We start from the raw sequence: 13,724 nt of genomic DNA on the forward strand, positions 1-13,724 counted from the left end.
GGCGCGGACATCAGCCGTGAGCGAGACCGGCCCGCCGCCACCGCCGGTCCAGCGCGTCGGCGTACTCCTGCGGCACGCCTCGGCTGCGAAACCGCTTCTCCGCCAACACGAACGGACCCGCGACGTAGGCGCAAGCGAGCGTCGGCAGGGCGACGAACTCAGGACTGCTCATCGTCGCGGCCGATGCCATCGAAGGCGAGCTTGCCGCCGCGCGCGGTCCCCACTCGCCGATGCCGGGCAGTCGCGACAGGCGTTCGATCAACCCGGCGCGCAGCACGGCGATCTCGTCCGGCCGCTCGCTGATGAGGTAAGCGCTGATCTCGACCGCCGTGGCCAGGGCTTCGGCGGCAAGCAGGCGCCGGCCGAACTGCCAGCGGACCGGCGCGGCGCTCCGGGCGAGCAGGTCGAGGTGCGTGCCCACGTGCAGCCCGAGCCAGACCCGCAACTGTGCCTCGGTGATCAGGCGGGGCGTCGCGGCGAAGAGCGGTCCGCAGCCGGTCGCCAGCCAGCCGCGCCAGGTCAGCATCGCCGGAATCGCCAGGTCGGCGCACCGGTGGCCCCGGACCGCGGCCGGCCGGTCGACGGCCGTGCGCTCCAGGACCTCGGCGACTCGACGCGCGGTGGTAGCGACCCGGCGTTGGTAGCCCGGGCCGTCGGGCTCAGGCGCTTCCCGGCGGTCCAGGAGGCGCGCGAGACGACCGGCCGCTTCCTGTACAGCGTCCGGCAGACGGGTTGCGATCGGCCTGGTCGGGACGTAGCGCATCGACGGCATCGGCCGGATCCCGAACCGCGACACCGAGATGTCGCCGAGCGCGCTGACCCGCTCGGCGAACCGCCACCCGACCGGGCCGATCGACGGGACCACGCGCAAGACGGCATCCGCCAGGTCTCCGTCACCCGTGGCCAGCGCCTGCACCAGCAGCTCGGCCATGCCCCGCGCGCGCCAGTCCGCCCGCTCGCCGTCCCAGGCCGGCACGTCGAGGGCCGCCTCCACCAGCATCCCGGCCGACAGCGGCGTCGCGGTCATCGCTGCTCCCCGGCACGCGTTTCCGCACGGGTCCACAGCCGGACCCGCAGCAGGTGCCGCCGGGGATCGGTGAACGCCGTGCGGGAGTGCAGGACGCGGCGGTTGTCGAACACCAGCACGTCCCCGGCCTGCAACGGCAGGTCGAGCGCGCCGGAGGCAGCGGCCAGGTGCTCCCGGAAGCTCGCCGCAACGGCGTTGTGCGGACGCGCCACCTCGAGGTTGTCCCAGCGCCACCGGACGGTGTCCGAGGCCAGGACCGGGAACTGTCGGATGCTGCCGCCGCCGAACACCGCCGGCGGACGCCAGCTGAACGACGGCTGCCGCAGCGCGGTGACGACGTCGGCGTCCAGACCCGTGCGAGCGTGCCGCTGGTGCAGCAGCCGGCTGACGCCGCCGTCGGCCGCGGGACGGACGCACAGCAACGCCACCAAGTCCTCCGGGACGTCGCGGTAGGCGGCATCGGTGTGCCACTCGGCAGCGCCCGCACGCACACTGAACGTCGCGTGCACGTCCGTGGTGGCCGGCCGGACGGGCCAGATCGCGGTGCCACCGTCACGCGCGGAGATCTTCCCGAAGACGCTCATCAGGTCGCCGACCGCGCCACGGTCGACGGTCCGGCCGTCGGTGAACTCGCACCCGCGCAGCAGGACGAACCCGGTTGTGTGCAGGTGCCGACGGCTCTCGTCGATCGGCATGGAGAACGTCACGATCGTTCCTCGTTTCGCTTGCGTGGCCCCGCCGCGGGAGGCGGGTGACGACCACGCGCCGACGTTCTCGCCGTTTCCTGGGATTTCCGGTTTCCGGCTCCGTTCGGAACCAGCCCGGAAACTCCGTGCGGTGGCGCGGCCCGGGATTGGGCAAGATGGCGTCGTGACGGACGAGGTGGCGCTGGCGGCGCTGGGTGAGGTGCTGAGCCGTCGCTGCTGGAGCACCCAGCAGCGAGACGACGCCGAGTCCGCACAGCGCATCATCGACGAGATCGCCCGATCGGACATCGACAAAACCGTTCTCGTCGCTCTGCTCGGCGGCGTGCGCGCCGCCTTCCTGCCAGACGAGCTCACCGACGAACTCGCCGAAGCGGCAGCGACTTCCGCGCGTCAGCTGATGCCGACCCGGCTCGCCGATACCGAACGGCTGGCCGTCGCCGCCGCGCTCGGCGTCTTGGCGGACAGCGGGCGCCCGGCCCGCCGTACGGCCGACTTCGTGGCCGTGGCCCTTTCGGCGCACCACATCGAACAGGACCAGCTGGGGCGCTGGGCCGCCGAGCGGGCCCTTGCGGCCGCGGACGACCTCACGCCGAGCCAAGAAACGGCAGCGGCGTTCGTGCTCGCCCTGATCAGCCAGGACCGCGCGGATATCCTTCGAGCGTACGAACTGGCCGCGACTCTGCCGCCGGATGACCCGCGGGCCCGCCAGGCGGAAAGGCTGCGTGCGACCCTCCACCCGGATCTGCCTTCGCAGCTCGAGCCGGCCGGGGACGCGGTCCGCGCGGGCAACCGGGAGGCTGCCGCACGATCGCTGGCGGAGGACTTCGGCCGGCTTCACGACGAGACCGGGAATCCGGTCGTCGGTGGCCTGGCCGAGGCGATGGCCGCGCTGGGCGAACGGGAGGTGGACGTCGAAGCGGCCCGGCGCGGGCTCACCACGGTCGTGCGGGCCCTGCGGTCCCGGCAGCGCTACGGACAGGTGCCGGCAGTGGCCAGGACCGGCATCGACATGATCGCGAGCATGCTCACCATCGACGCCACCGCGGCCACGGCCGACCTGTTGGCCGAGTTCCTCGAGGCGCTGGCCGACGCCGGCCTGTCCGACATCGTCCTCGACGAGCACCTCGATGTCCTTCCGGCCCTGGTCCAGGCGCGGTTCGCCGATGTGGCCAGTGCCCTGCCCACCTGGCCCGACCTCGCCGGCTGCGTGCACGGCCTGCGGGGACGTCCGGCGTTGCTGCTGCGGCGGCAGCGCATGTTCGCCACGAAGAACGCGTCGGTGCTCAGCATGTACGTCGAGCCGCCGGACTCGGTCGCCATCAAGTCGACGTTGCTGACCGACGCCGACGCCGCGGTGCTGCGGAGGTTCGGGCGCGCCCGCCCGGCGGAGCTGCGCGCGACCGACCTGCGCGAGGTCAACCGCTTGATCAGCTCCTTGCTGCCGGCCGCGCTGCTGGAGCGCCTCGCCGATGCCGGTCGGCAGCCGATCGTGATCGTGCCGGACGGCGAACTGTGGTCGCTGCCGTGGCAGGCGGCGCCGGTGTTCGACGACGTCACCGTCGCCCTGACTCCTTCCCTGTCCGTGCACGCCCGGCTGGCTCCTACGTCAGGCGTCGTGCGCACCGTCGTCACCCTCATCGATCCCGGCGTCGAAGGTGCCGACGAGGTCAGCGCCGCGCTCGAAGCCGCCCAACGGTCGGGCACGCTGACCGTCGCCCACTACTCCCCCGGTGTTACGCAGACCTGCGATCTGCTTCTGGTCTTCGCCCACGGCGAGGGCACCGGCCTGAGCTTCCGCACCGGTACCGCGGCACAGCCGGTGCCGGCGCTGCAGGTCGCCACCGAGGTGAAAGCCGGCGCGGCCGTCGTGGCCGCCTGCCGGGCCTTGGCCGCGCCACCGGTCTCGTTTCCGATCACGCTGCCTTCGGCGATGCTGCTGTCCGGGTTCTCGACCGTGATCGGCGGCCTGTGGCTGCTCCCGGCCGAGCCGACCGCACGGATCGTGGCCGATCTGATCCACCGGCTCGCGTCCGGCACCGAACTGGTGACGGCCTTGACAGCGGCGCGTGCATCCGTGCCCGACTTGCTCGATCAGCGCTGGGGGCTGGCCGTGCATGGGCTCACATGACCGGCGAGCATTCCGAGGGTCGCCAGTCCCTCGAACACGACTTGGTCGTCGTGCTCACCTCCGTCCTCACCCGGGCCTGCACCGGCGCCTCCAACCCCGAGGACGCCGCCTTGGCCCGGAAGCTGGTCCACGACCTGCACCAGCCCAAAGTGGACAAGTTCGTCCGCGCCTCCGCCGTGGCCGCGGTCATGGCGGCTTTCCCGCCGCAAGAAGCGCCCGATCGCAAGCTCGTGCTCGCCGCCCGCACCAGCGCCCGGGTCCTGTGCGAGCCCGATCAGCCGGAACCGTGGATCCTGCTCGGCGGGCAGGCACTGGCGTTGCTGTCCGCGGGCGGGCACTCGGACCAGCCGGCCGTCGACTTCCTTCTCGCCGCCGAAGCCATGCGCAAGGTCGAGCAGTACAACCTGGCCACCTGGGCCATCCGGCGGGCACTGGCCGAGGGCGGGCTCGACCAGCAGCGGCTCGTACACGCACACCTGATGCTGTGGCTGGTCACCCATGATCCGGAAACCGGCGCACAAGCGCGGGCGGGCGCGGCGCTGCTGCCCGAGGACAACGTCGTCCGGCGAGCGATCGAAGCGACGGTGTGGCCCGGGTCCCCCGGCACCGGCGACGCCGGTGTCCTCGACAGCCGGGTCACCGGGGCACTGCGGATGCTGAAAGTTCTCGACGGAATCATCGGCGAGGGACACGACGACGACATGCTGCGAGGTCTGCGGCAGGCCATCGAGGCCTACTCCCGGCCCACGCTCGATCTCGGACAGGCACGCGCGGGACTGACCCGGGCGATCGGGTTCTGGCGTTCCCGGCGCGGGCTCGGCCAGGTTCCCCGCGCGGCGACCGCGGGCCTGGACGCCGCTATTACGTTGCTGCTGATCGACGCCACATCCGAGCAGGTCATCCTGCTGTGCGAGCTGCTGGAGGCCCTCGCCGACGCCGGCCTCACCCGCGACCAAGTCGACTGGGCCGCCGACTCGATGTCACCAGCCGCTTTGCAGGCGTCGCTGGCTCGCCGCGCGTCTCAAGAGCCTGTCTGGCCCGACCTGGAGCTGCTGTTCGACCGGCTCGCCGACCGCCACGTCCTGCTGGTGCACCCGCGACGTGGCCTCGGCGACGCCGACGTCGTCGTCCTCTATCTGCGCCCGCCGGGCGGCTACCTCTTGAACCGCGTGTGGCTCGACGCCGAAGACCAGCGCACCCTCGATCGCCTGAGCGGCCGCCCGCTGTCCGGCTTGCGCTCGGTCAGCCAGGACGATGTGGACCGGCTCGCCGGCAAGATCATTTCGCCGGCCTTCGCCGAGGCCCTCGACCAGTCCAGCACGCAGGAACTGGTGATAGTGCCAGCCGGGGCGCTGGCGACCGTCCCCTGGTCGAGCGCGACCGTGCATGGCCGTTCCTGGACGACTCGCCCGATCACCGTCGCGGCGTCGATGTCGGTGGCCGCGGCCGTGCCGCCGATCGCCTCCGCGCGACGCCGGGTGCACGCGATCATCGACAGCAGCGTCCAGGGAGGAAAGGAGCTGCTGTCTGTCCTGAAGGAACACGCGACCGTCCACACGAAGCTGCCTGCGGCACCACATCCGGACGACGTCCTGGTGATCTTCGCGCACGGGACCGGCGCCGGTCTCGAGTACCGGTTGCACCTGCCGGACGGCCCGGTCGACGTCCTCTCGCTCGCCAGGGCCCGGCTGCCGCAGCGGGTCATCCTGGCGGCGTGCCGTTCCGGCGGGCCTCCGCCGGAGGCGTTCCCGCTCGCGGTGCCCACGGCGCTGCTCCTCGCCGGCGCCACCACCGTCGTGGCGGGCTTGTGGCCGCTGCCTGCCGCCTCGACAGCCCGGATCCTCGCCGACGCGCTGCTCGAACCCGAGAGCGGGCTTGCCGACGCGGTCCGGGCGGCGATCGGCCGAAGCGGCTTCACCACGGTCATCGACCGGGCCGGCCTCGCCGTCTTCGGACGCGACGATCGATGAGCCGCGCTCGTCTTCGTCAATCGAAGCAGGATTCGAACACCAAGGGCCGGTACACGGCGACTTGGTCGCCGTTGTAGCGGACGCCGAGCTCAGCGGTGAACTCGTACCCGGACTCCGCTTCCGTGAATCCTAGGGTGACCAGGAAGTTGTCGACCTCGTCGGGGAGCAGCGAGTGCCGCACGCCGACCTCGCCCTCGTCACCGTCGACGAGCAGGTCGTAGCCTGCCGAAGGAGCGTAAGCGGTCAAGTAACTTTTACGGTCGAGGATTCGTAGGCTGACGCGGGTCAGATTGGCCACCGACGGACCCGTGTTGCGCACGCGGACGTCCAGGACGACACAGCGAAACTTCTGGAAGACCTGCACGTCGTCGATGCTGACGGCGGTCGCCGTCGTCACGGCCGCAGACTCGAGGTCGAGCGAACCGATGTCCGCAGTGGCCTCGGCATCGTGAACCGCATCCGCGGCCATGCTGACAGCTCGCTTCGCCTGATCGAATTCGGTGCGGAGGCGACCCAGGTCATGGCGGTTCCCGGTCTCCTTGTCCACGGTCTTGTAGAACTTCAGCCCTCTGGGCTCCCACGGCGTGTCCCGTTCGTTGGGCCGCAGCTTGGCGACGTTCGACGTGCTGTAGTGCAGAGCGGCAGCCACATCCACTTGTTTGCCGAACTTCTGTTCCAGCTCGTCCAAGGCCTTACGGCCGGCCTTCTTCAACCTCGCCTTGGCCGTGTTCAGCCGCTCTGTCGCGACCTTGTAGGCGTGGCGGGCCTTCGCCAGCTCGTCGTCCGCGGTCATGCTCACCTCTCGAGGCTCAGACGATGTCGAGCCTAGGCGCTGCCGACGCCGCTTCGGCCGCGGCGACGATGGCATGCGCGTCGGCGACGTTGGCCACCCGGACGGCCACGGCCGGAATCGCGCGTTTCGTAGGCCGGGTCGTATAGACGGCGAGGTACTTGGTGGCCCGGTTGTAGATCGCGGCCTTGGCCTGGTTCCAGTCCACTTCCAGGACCTGCTTGCGCACGATGCCGACGAAGAGGAACAACAGCCGTTGGCGCACGACGCGACCAGGCAGGATAAGGTCCGCCAGAAGCGTCGACTTGCCCGAGCCAGCAGGCCCCGGATGACGGTAAAGCAGGCGATCCGTCCAACCCAGCCGCGCGAGCAGCTCGTCGCGGCTCAGCCTGGCGGGTTGAGCGGGATCACGAACGATGCTGAACATCTCGCGCGCGAGATGTTCAGCATCGCGGCTGACTGGGTCCTGGTCCGGGCTCAGCAGTGGATCGACGAGGAGGATCCCGAACTTGAACTCGAAGTCGCACAGGAATGAAACGAACGCGTCGTCATCAAGGCCGCTGCATGTCCGCAGCGCTCGCCACGCCGGCTCCCACTGCGTGATCTCGGATAGTTGCGCTAGTTCAGCCCATCGGGTGATGCCCGTTCGGCGGACGCGGTCTTGCACGGGCAAAAAAGCCTGCCCTTGAAAGGTGGCGAGACTTCGCGTCCCCGACGCGGTCGACTTCCCGATCGGCGAGGTCACCGTAGCCTTGGTGGTGGACGGGGTGTTATTAGTACATAGGCACACGACCAGCTTCCCAGTCGTCACTCCCCGTAGCCTTCGCCACGCCTGTGCCAGCTCGTGCAGTAGTGCCGGCCCGTCCTTCGAGGCGCTTGTCAGGTCAGCCCAGGTGTACGTACTCGGGTACTGGGACCCTTCACTTGAAGCGCGTAGCGCGCACCACCCGCACCGAACTGGAAGTCATCCGCGACGCCGGCGGCAGGATCCGCGAGTTGCACCCACTCAATCGTGGACATTTTGGCCAGCACGACACGGGCGGCAAGATCGTACTGGCCACCGAGCCGACAATCGCCCGAACTTCGCCCTCGCTTGGTTTCACGTCGCCGCACCTGCCTGCTGCCTCACGAATCGACAAGGCTACCGGCTCGCTGCCTCGATGCGAGGACGGCACGCCTTGACGCCGACCGCATACAGGCGCCAGATCTGCCCGGCCAGGTCTGGCTACCTCCTCATTTCGTGGCGGAGCGGTCTGTCCGCCAGATGCGTCGTTCAGCTGAGCGCCGGCTTCGTGAGTCACGATGACGTACGGCTTACCGACTTCTGCAGCGAAGCGCCCCCAGCCAGCCGCTCGGCGGAGAATTGTCAGTAGAAGTTGCGGGGCGTCACGTTGCGTCGCTGTCCACGTGGCAGTGCGTCCTGGCCGAGGCGGTCAGTTCGGCCGAGTTCGGCATCGGGGCGTTGATTACGCGGCACGAACGCCGGGCGGTTCGGGTCGATACTGCTGATCTCGACCGGGCCGCTGGGGCGCCGGGCGTGCATCGTCGGCCGGACCTTGCCGAGCTGGAGTGCTGCGCCGACCGCGGAGGCAATGGTGCGGCAGGGTTGGCCGGGCACAGCCCGACAATCAGGGCAGTGGTGATCGCTGCGTTCGGCTGGCGGCGTGCTTGTGCGTCGCTTACTCCTGGGGCCGCCCATCGGGGTGCCAACAAGACCGCGCAGACCGCGCTGACCTTTCTTCTTCACCATGCCGAGGTTCTACACCCGCGAGTCTGGGCGAAGCGTCGCTCCGACTCGGCGAGTCGGGGAGATCAGCGGAACGGGCGCACGACGGTAACGAGCGGCGTCCTTGCTACGTCATCGAGGGCAGCGACAGACGGTCGCACGGCAGAAGGATGTACAAAGTGGAAGCAGCGCGCGACGATCTCAGCCATGTGTCCGTACCGGACCTGCTGGGCAGGTACGCCGCCATCCTGCAGGAGCTGCAAGACCGCGGCGTCGTGCGGACCCGCAACGCTCCCCTGGGTGACTACGCCGAGTACCTCGCGGCCCAGGTCTACGACGGGGAGTTGGCCGCAAACTCGCTGAAGTCCTACGACCTGCTCGCCGCCGATGGCCGCCGGATTCAGGTGAAGGCCCGCACCGTCGCGCCGGACACCCGGGCGGGTGCCGTGTTCTCGGTCTTCCACTCCTTCGAATTCGACATCGCGGTGCTGATCACCTTCGACAGCGCCACCTACGCGCTGCGCCAGGCCAGAGAGGTGCCGGCCGCCGATCTCGAAACTGCCGGTCGGCACTCCGACCACGTCAACGGGCGCCTAATCAGGATCACCGCCGGCATTCGGCTCGGCGTGGATGTCACGGCGAGGTTCCGTGCCGTCGCCTCGCGGTAGCTGCCGGAGGTTGTGCGGTCTCAGCTCTGCGCCGGAGCGTGAACGAGGACGAACCGGCGATTCGTACGGTCCCAGCAGAACGCGTGGATCTGCTCCCACAACGCGGGCAACCGCCAGTGCGGCGCCACCTCCGGGGCAGACACCATCGAGTCCGGGAGTGCCATCCATGCCGATCAGGTAGTCGGTCGGCTCGAGTACCTGCCGCCACAGCTTCCATGTCGGTTCGCCGATGATGACGGACCCGATGACGTCGGAGGTGATCTGCAGCCCGCTGAACTCGGGCCGGATGGGGATGCGCCACTTCCGCTCGTGCAGCCAGTCGCTGGTGTAGGCGTCGAACTTCACCGCCCAGTCCCGCTGGTTTGGCGTCAAGGTCCGGTGCTGGGCCTCGCGGGTATACCAGACCGGTACGCCGTCGGAGCAGTAGACCCACTCGCGGGTGAACAGCAGTGCCCAGGGCGGGAACGCGCGGTCGTTGAGCAGCCAGTGCAGGTGCTCGACGGGGCTTTCGGAGAAGCACGCTATCAGAACCGCGCGGCCCGCTCACCCAGAGAATGTTCGCCAGCCGGTCAGCCGGGGTCATCGCGGTGATTCCGGGGTCCAGCCGGGCGGATGTGCCGATGCCCGGCGGCCGGTCGCAGAAGTAATAGATCAGGTTGGACTGCGCCGCTCCCGGTTCGCGCAGTTGCAGGATGGCGACGGTCATGACGCGTCGGCCAGGGCGCGGTAGAGCGAGGCGACCGACGAGTTCTTGCTGGTGCGGTTGGTCAGCTTCTTCGCGATCTCCGGCATCGAGGTATCCTTGTCCCGCAGGGCACGGACGAAACCAGCATGTCCTCGTCGATCACCTTCGGCCGGCCGCCGTGGTTGCCCTTCGCCGCGGCAGCCTTCGTCCGTGCCGGGTGGCCACCCTCGGCTACGGAGCACGCTCGTCCCATGTTTCGTCGATGGCGCGGATGATCCGGCCTCGATGCGTAACAGCGGCGCACCTCGCCGCGACCTACCAGCCGTCGGGTCGGGCGCGCCTGGAGGGCGTATGGAGATCGCGAAACTGATCGTGGCCGCGCTGACTCCGTTGTCCGTGGCTCTCATCGGCGTTGTGCTGACGCGGTCCATGCGCCGTCTCGAGCACAGCAACTGGTTGAACCAGAAATTGATCGAGAAGCGAATCGAAGTGCTCGGCGAGGCGCTGCCCAAGCTGAACGACCTGTACTGCTACTTCTCTTGGATCGGCACCTGGGCATCACTTTCCCCAGTGGATGTGCTGCAGCGTAAACGTGACTTGGACCGGCTCTTCCACGCCAACCGAGCGTTCTTCACATCATCCGCGTTCGACGTCTACGGAGCCTTCATCGATCTGCTTTTCGAAACATACGCACAGCCGGGAAAGGGCGCACGGTTGCGCACCGAGATGACCTCACACAACGGCAACCGAGCCGATGTTTATCCCAAGAAATGGGAAGAGGGTTGGAGTGAGATGTTCTCCGGAGTTCCGCGGACTTCGTCCCTGCTGACTGTCAAGAAGTGCTACGAAGGCTTGGTGATGACATTCAGCGCGGAGGTCGGCATCGAGCGATCGGACGCGGTCGGCCGATGATCGTCCAGTGGTGCTGCAAGGGAATGGCGAAGCTGCCCGAGCGCGAGGCGGAACGGATACTCACCGGCGGAACGGGGATCCGGTGCCGAAGCTGGCTCACTGTCGCTCCGAAACCCTTCCCGCTCGGCAAGAACCTCGACCGTTTGACTGAGGACAACCTCGACCGCCATGTCAACAAATACAGCGATCCCGACCCTGTCACCGGAGCCCCGTTCCACGACGTCACCCCGTTCATCTCTCTTTCCGCGGGGTGCGTGGATCGACAGGTGGCCATCGAACGAAATGAGACGCACTCCGCATTGCGTACCGCCTTAACTTTCGCGACAACGGATTATTCCCAGCCGGGACCGAACTGGCCACGCTGCGCTGGCTGGGTTTTCTACTGCTACGTTCTCACCGGCGTCAACCGCGCGGTCTCGATCCCCTCGGTGGCTGAGGAATATCGGGAGCTGAATCTCGGCAGATCCTACTCACGGTGGCAGCCCCAAGGCGAGGTGATGGCGAAGATCAACGTGCCGTCTAGGCAGATACTCTGTGCGGTGCACTGGACCCCATTGCCGTCAGGCGAGTCGAAATGGGACGAAGTCCTGTGGAACCTGAGGTTCACCCACCCGGCGGCATTGCTCGGCGAACGGAACATGTTGTGAGCCTGACGGACGAGCAGTGGGACGCGTTGGGCCTGGACAGGGTCGTGGTGCGGGACAGGGCGGAGTTCTTCATCGGCTATGCCGGCAGCGAGGCCCCGCTCTTCGACGTCGACGGCGTCATCGACGCCTTCCGGGACGGTCCGCTCGGCGACGAGACAGACCAGAAGGTCGCCAAGTTCACCGATACCGACGATGCCGGCCCGGCGGGCCTGCTTCGCCGGAGAATGGCCGAAGCGGCGGGTCGACCGGGACGCAGGCCGTGGGCCAGAACGGCGGAGCGAGCCGACGCGCTACGCCATGCAGCGCAAGCTGCCCTTCTCGGCGATACACGCGAGGGCAGGAACCTCTTGCTTCAGTCGGCGAGCCTGTACCGTGAACTCGGGCTTCCCTTCGGCGACTTCCTCTCCGCGGCGGCCGTCGGGCCGGGTGACGCCGCCTTCGAAGCGGCAGGGCAGCTTCGATCAATCATCTTCGGCTCGGAAACAGCACCGGAGGCGCGAAGGGTCGACGAAGGGTATTTCTCTCTTCCGCGGCGTCTCCTGGCACCTGCCCAGCAGATCGCGGTCCTCTTCACCGCGCTGTCCTCCGCCGATGGTGTCGATGGGTTTGGCATCGGCATCGATCTGCTCCGTCGAGCGAGTCAAGCGACCCAGGCGACGTCGGTGGGGGTGACCGGCCGGCCGGTCGCACTCTGGTGGGAGTGCGGTGTGCGTCTCGCCGAGCTGACTTACGGACGGCCGTCCGCACGAGATGACCTGCGAACGACGATCGCGGAGCTGGCCACCGCGCACGGCCAGGCACTGCGAACAGCCCAGTTCGACCGCTATCACTGGCCCCGCGCGCTCTCCAAGATGGACCTGGTCGACCTCGACTTGACGGGCCTGACCGCGATTTCGAACCGGGTTCTGCGCCAGCTCGGCGAACCGGAGTGGTCCATGTTCGAAGACTTCCGGGACTTGACCCCGCTCTCACAAGTCTCAGTCCAGGTCGGGATCCGCCTCAGCGGTCCCGGCAGGCCCCGGACTCCGGCGTCGGGCCCCTCGCCGTCTCCGGAGCCGACGCCCGGCCCCGCCGCAGCGTCCGACTACGTCCCGGAGTCTCGATCCCCGTCGCTCTGGGCACGGTCGTGACGATCGGTGTCGATCCGGACGTCGACTCGTCTGCGGGGTTTCGATGCCGGACTCGCGTGGGGTGAACCAGGAAGGTTGTACCTGGATCTGATGGCCCGGACGATCGGAGTCAGGTACCGGTAGGCTATGTCGAAATTGAGCTCCTTTTGGGGGACGATCGTGTCCTTGAACGAGAAGATCAGGGGTTTCACTCGGGCATCCTCGCCCAGGACGGCTGCCGCATCTTCGAGCAGACCCGCCAGCGTGAATAATTCAGGTGGCGTGACGCGATCGTTACGTCGGTCGGCCGCAGAGAAGATGTGCGCGAACGAAGCCAGCTGGTCGGCAGTTTCTCTGGCCAGTTGGCGCAGTTCGTGCGCATCTCGTTCGCGCGGGGACACGGCGGCCCCCTCTAGGTGGCGCGACGGCCGGCTGCCGAACATGGTAGTGGATGAGGCGCCCGTTCTGGCGGAGTGCTCGGCGAGGTCGGGCCTCGCGCAAACCCTCGTGCCGCTCGTCCAGTTGGTCCATCGCTCCTGAAGGTGGCACAAGCCGACTCGGCTTCTAGACGTCCCGTCGGCTCGTCCCCGGGCCACGCCCCCCTCGGGGTCGGCTCGTCGTCGATGCCGCTGCCGTCACGGCGCAGTGCCTTGCGCACCAGTTCGACCGACTGGTTGTCGAATTTGTCCTTTAGCCACCTACAACAGCTGTGACCTCGGTGTTGTCAGGATTCGACCAGGTTGACCTCGGTGAACGCGTTGAGAAACTTTCCGGCGGTCAGCCGTGCCTGGGTGAGCTGCACCGACACTCCCTGCTCGTCGTACCAACGGCCTTGTCCATCGGCCAGCGCCACGGCGAACGACCGCACCGCAGTCTTGAGCTCGTCGAGTTTGGCGGCCGTGATCACCCGCATCCCGGGCACTGGCGTTCCCTGGTGATTCACGATCCGGCTGGGGTGCACCATGATCGGGATGCTGGTGATGCCCGGGATGCTGGTGATGCCCGGGTGGTTGTCCTGGTCCCAGCGGACGGAGCCGCCGAGCTGGTCGACGTCCTTCTTCGCGATCATGTCGGTGGTGCAGCCCGTCTTCATCTCGACGACCGCGTGGCGGTCACCGGCCAGTGCCCAGAGGTTGTCCGGGCCTTTGCCATACAGCTTCTCCGGCCGGGTCGACGTGAACCCCAGGTGCGACCCGAGCCGTTCCCAGGCAGCCTCGGCCTGGGGTGTGCGGTCCTCGTCCCACTCGATGTCGGCGAGGGTGGCGTTGATGCCGAGCACTAAGACCGCATCTCGTTTGGGCGTGTTGCAAGGTAGGCGATATCGTTGATCAACGATGGACGATGTGGAGAAGTGG

14 protein-coding genes are annotated in these 13,724 nt (G+C 68.2%); 7 read left to right on the forward strand and 7 right to left on the reverse strand.

Annotated elements, in window-relative coordinates; genetic code table 11:
• Positions 1 to 10: 10 nt before the first annotated feature.
• Positions 11 to 1,027: a hypothetical protein gene (locus tag ISP_RS29615; RefSeq protein WP_013227596.1), complete on the reverse strand. Its 1,017-nt coding sequence runs from the start codon at positions 1,025 to 1,027 to the stop codon at positions 11 to 13.
• Positions 1,024 to 1,734, reverse strand: a complete 711-nt coding sequence (locus tag ISP_RS29620) for a TauD/TfdA family dioxygenase (protein ID WP_013227597.1) — start codon at positions 1,732 to 1,734, stop codon at positions 1,024 to 1,026. Before ISP_RS29620 ends, ISP_RS29615 begins: the two co-directional genes overlap by 4 nt.
• Positions 1,735 to 1,897: 163 nt before the next feature.
• On the opposite strand from ISP_RS29620, the gene ISP_RS29625 reads away from it, so the two are divergent.
• Entirely contained in the window at positions 1,898 to 3,862 is a 1,965-nt protein-coding gene (locus tag ISP_RS29625; RefSeq protein WP_013227598.1) for a CHAT domain-containing protein, read from the forward strand.
• Positions 3,859 to 5,832: a CHAT domain-containing protein gene (locus ISP_RS29630; protein ID WP_013227599.1), complete on the forward strand. Its 1,974-nt coding sequence runs from the start codon at positions 3,859 to 3,861 to the stop codon at positions 5,830 to 5,832. The genes ISP_RS29625 and ISP_RS29630 overlap by 4 nt, the downstream gene beginning before the upstream one ends.
• A gap of 16 nt (positions 5,833 to 5,848) precedes the next feature.
• Here ISP_RS29630 and ISP_RS29635 read toward each other — a convergent pair whose 3' ends face one another.
• Positions 5,849 to 6,625 carry a hypothetical protein gene (locus tag ISP_RS29635; protein WP_013227600.1) on the reverse strand — a complete coding sequence of 259 codons (777 nt, stop codon included), beginning with the start codon at positions 6,623 to 6,625 and terminating at the stop codon, positions 5,849 to 5,851.
• 16 nt (positions 6,626 to 6,641) lie between these two features.
• Entirely contained in the window at positions 6,642 to 7,367 is a 726-nt protein-coding gene (locus ISP_RS29640; protein WP_013227601.1) for a hypothetical protein, read from the reverse strand.
• A gap of 179 nt (positions 7,368 to 7,546) precedes the next feature.
• On the opposite strand from ISP_RS29640, the gene ISP_RS29645 reads away from it, so the two are divergent.
• The gene (locus tag ISP_RS29645) at positions 7,547 to 7,804 is read left to right on the forward strand and encodes a hypothetical protein (protein ID WP_141748472.1); all 258 of its coding nucleotides are present in this window, start codon (positions 7,547 to 7,549) and stop codon (positions 7,802 to 7,804) included.
• Between the two features lie 184 nt (positions 7,805 to 7,988).
• Here ISP_RS29645 and ISP_RS29650 read toward each other — a convergent pair whose 3' ends face one another.
• Entirely contained in the window at positions 7,989 to 8,372 is a 384-nt protein-coding gene (locus ISP_RS29650; protein WP_141748471.1) for a hypothetical protein, read from the reverse strand.
• A gap of 146 nt (positions 8,373 to 8,518) precedes the next feature.
• Here ISP_RS29650 and ISP_RS29655 point away from each other — a divergent pair, with 146 nt between their 5' ends.
• The 4 genes from ISP_RS29655 to ISP_RS29670 all read left to right on the forward strand — a co-directional run bounded on the left by ISP_RS29655 (position 8,519) and on the right by ISP_RS29670 (position 12,390).
• On the forward strand, positions 8,519 to 9,016 hold the full coding sequence (locus ISP_RS29655; RefSeq protein ID WP_230468432.1) for a DUF6998 domain-containing protein: 498 nt from the start codon (positions 8,519 to 8,521) through the stop codon (positions 9,014 to 9,016).
• A 1,036-nt stretch (positions 9,017 to 10,052) separates the two neighbouring features.
• Entirely contained in the window at positions 10,053 to 10,613 is a 561-nt protein-coding gene (locus tag ISP_RS29660) for a hypothetical protein (RefSeq protein ID WP_013227603.1), read from the forward strand.
• Positions 10,610 to 11,260 (forward strand): hypothetical protein, encoded by a 651-nt coding sequence (locus tag ISP_RS29665; protein WP_014467353.1) that lies wholly within the window; start codon positions 10,610 to 10,612, stop codon positions 11,258 to 11,260. Before ISP_RS29660 ends, ISP_RS29665 begins: the two co-directional genes overlap by 4 nt.
• A complete protein-coding gene (locus ISP_RS29670) occupies positions 11,257 to 12,390 on the forward strand; it encodes a hypothetical protein (protein WP_014467354.1) in 1,134 nt (377 codons plus the stop codon). The genes ISP_RS29665 and ISP_RS29670 overlap by 4 nt, the downstream gene beginning before the upstream one ends.
• Here ISP_RS29670 and ISP_RS29675 read toward each other — a convergent pair.
• Positions 12,345 to 12,770 carry a hypothetical protein gene (locus ISP_RS29675; RefSeq protein ID WP_141748470.1) on the reverse strand — a complete coding sequence of 142 codons (426 nt, stop codon included), beginning with the start codon at positions 12,768 to 12,770 and terminating at the stop codon, positions 12,345 to 12,347. The two genes, ISP_RS29670 and ISP_RS29675, sit on opposite strands and share 46 nt — an antisense overlap.
• 323 nt (positions 12,771 to 13,093) lie before the next feature.
• Positions 13,094 to 13,724 (reverse strand): hypothetical protein (locus ISP_RS29680; RefSeq protein WP_265049868.1); only part of this gene is annotated, 631 nt, incomplete at its 5' end.

Origin of the sequence: Amycolatopsis mediterranei (assembly GCF_026017845.1) — a bacterium.
In the GTDB taxonomy this organism is placed as follows: domain Bacteria; phylum Actinomycetota; class Actinomycetes; order Mycobacteriales; family Pseudonocardiaceae; genus Amycolatopsis; species Amycolatopsis mediterranei.

Bases quoted from the DNA above. Each gene is read 5' to 3' on its own strand.
- ISP_RS29615 (WP_013227596.1), bottom strand. From the start codon at position 1,027: ATGACCGCGACGCCGCTGTCGGCCGGGATGCTGGTGGAGGCGGCCCTC.
- ISP_RS29630 (WP_013227599.1), top strand. From the start codon at position 3,859: ATGACCGGCGAGCATTCCGAGGGTCGCCAGTCCCTCGAACACGACTTG.
- ISP_RS29635 (WP_013227600.1), bottom strand. From the start codon at position 6,625: ATGACCGCGGACGACGAGCTGGCGAAGGCCCGCCACGCCTACAAGGTC.
- ISP_RS29650 (WP_141748471.1), bottom strand. From the start codon at position 8,372: ATGGTGAAGAAGAAAGGTCAGCGCGGTCTGCGCGGTCTTGTTGGCACC.
- ISP_RS29655 (WP_230468432.1), top strand. From the start codon at position 8,519: ATGTACAAAGTGGAAGCAGCGCGCGACGATCTCAGCCATGTGTCCGTA.
- ISP_RS29660 (WP_013227603.1), top strand. From the start codon at position 10,053: ATGGAGATCGCGAAACTGATCGTGGCCGCGCTGACTCCGTTGTCCGTG.
- ISP_RS29665 (WP_014467353.1), top strand. From the start codon at position 10,610: ATGATCGTCCAGTGGTGCTGCAAGGGAATGGCGAAGCTGCCCGAGCGC.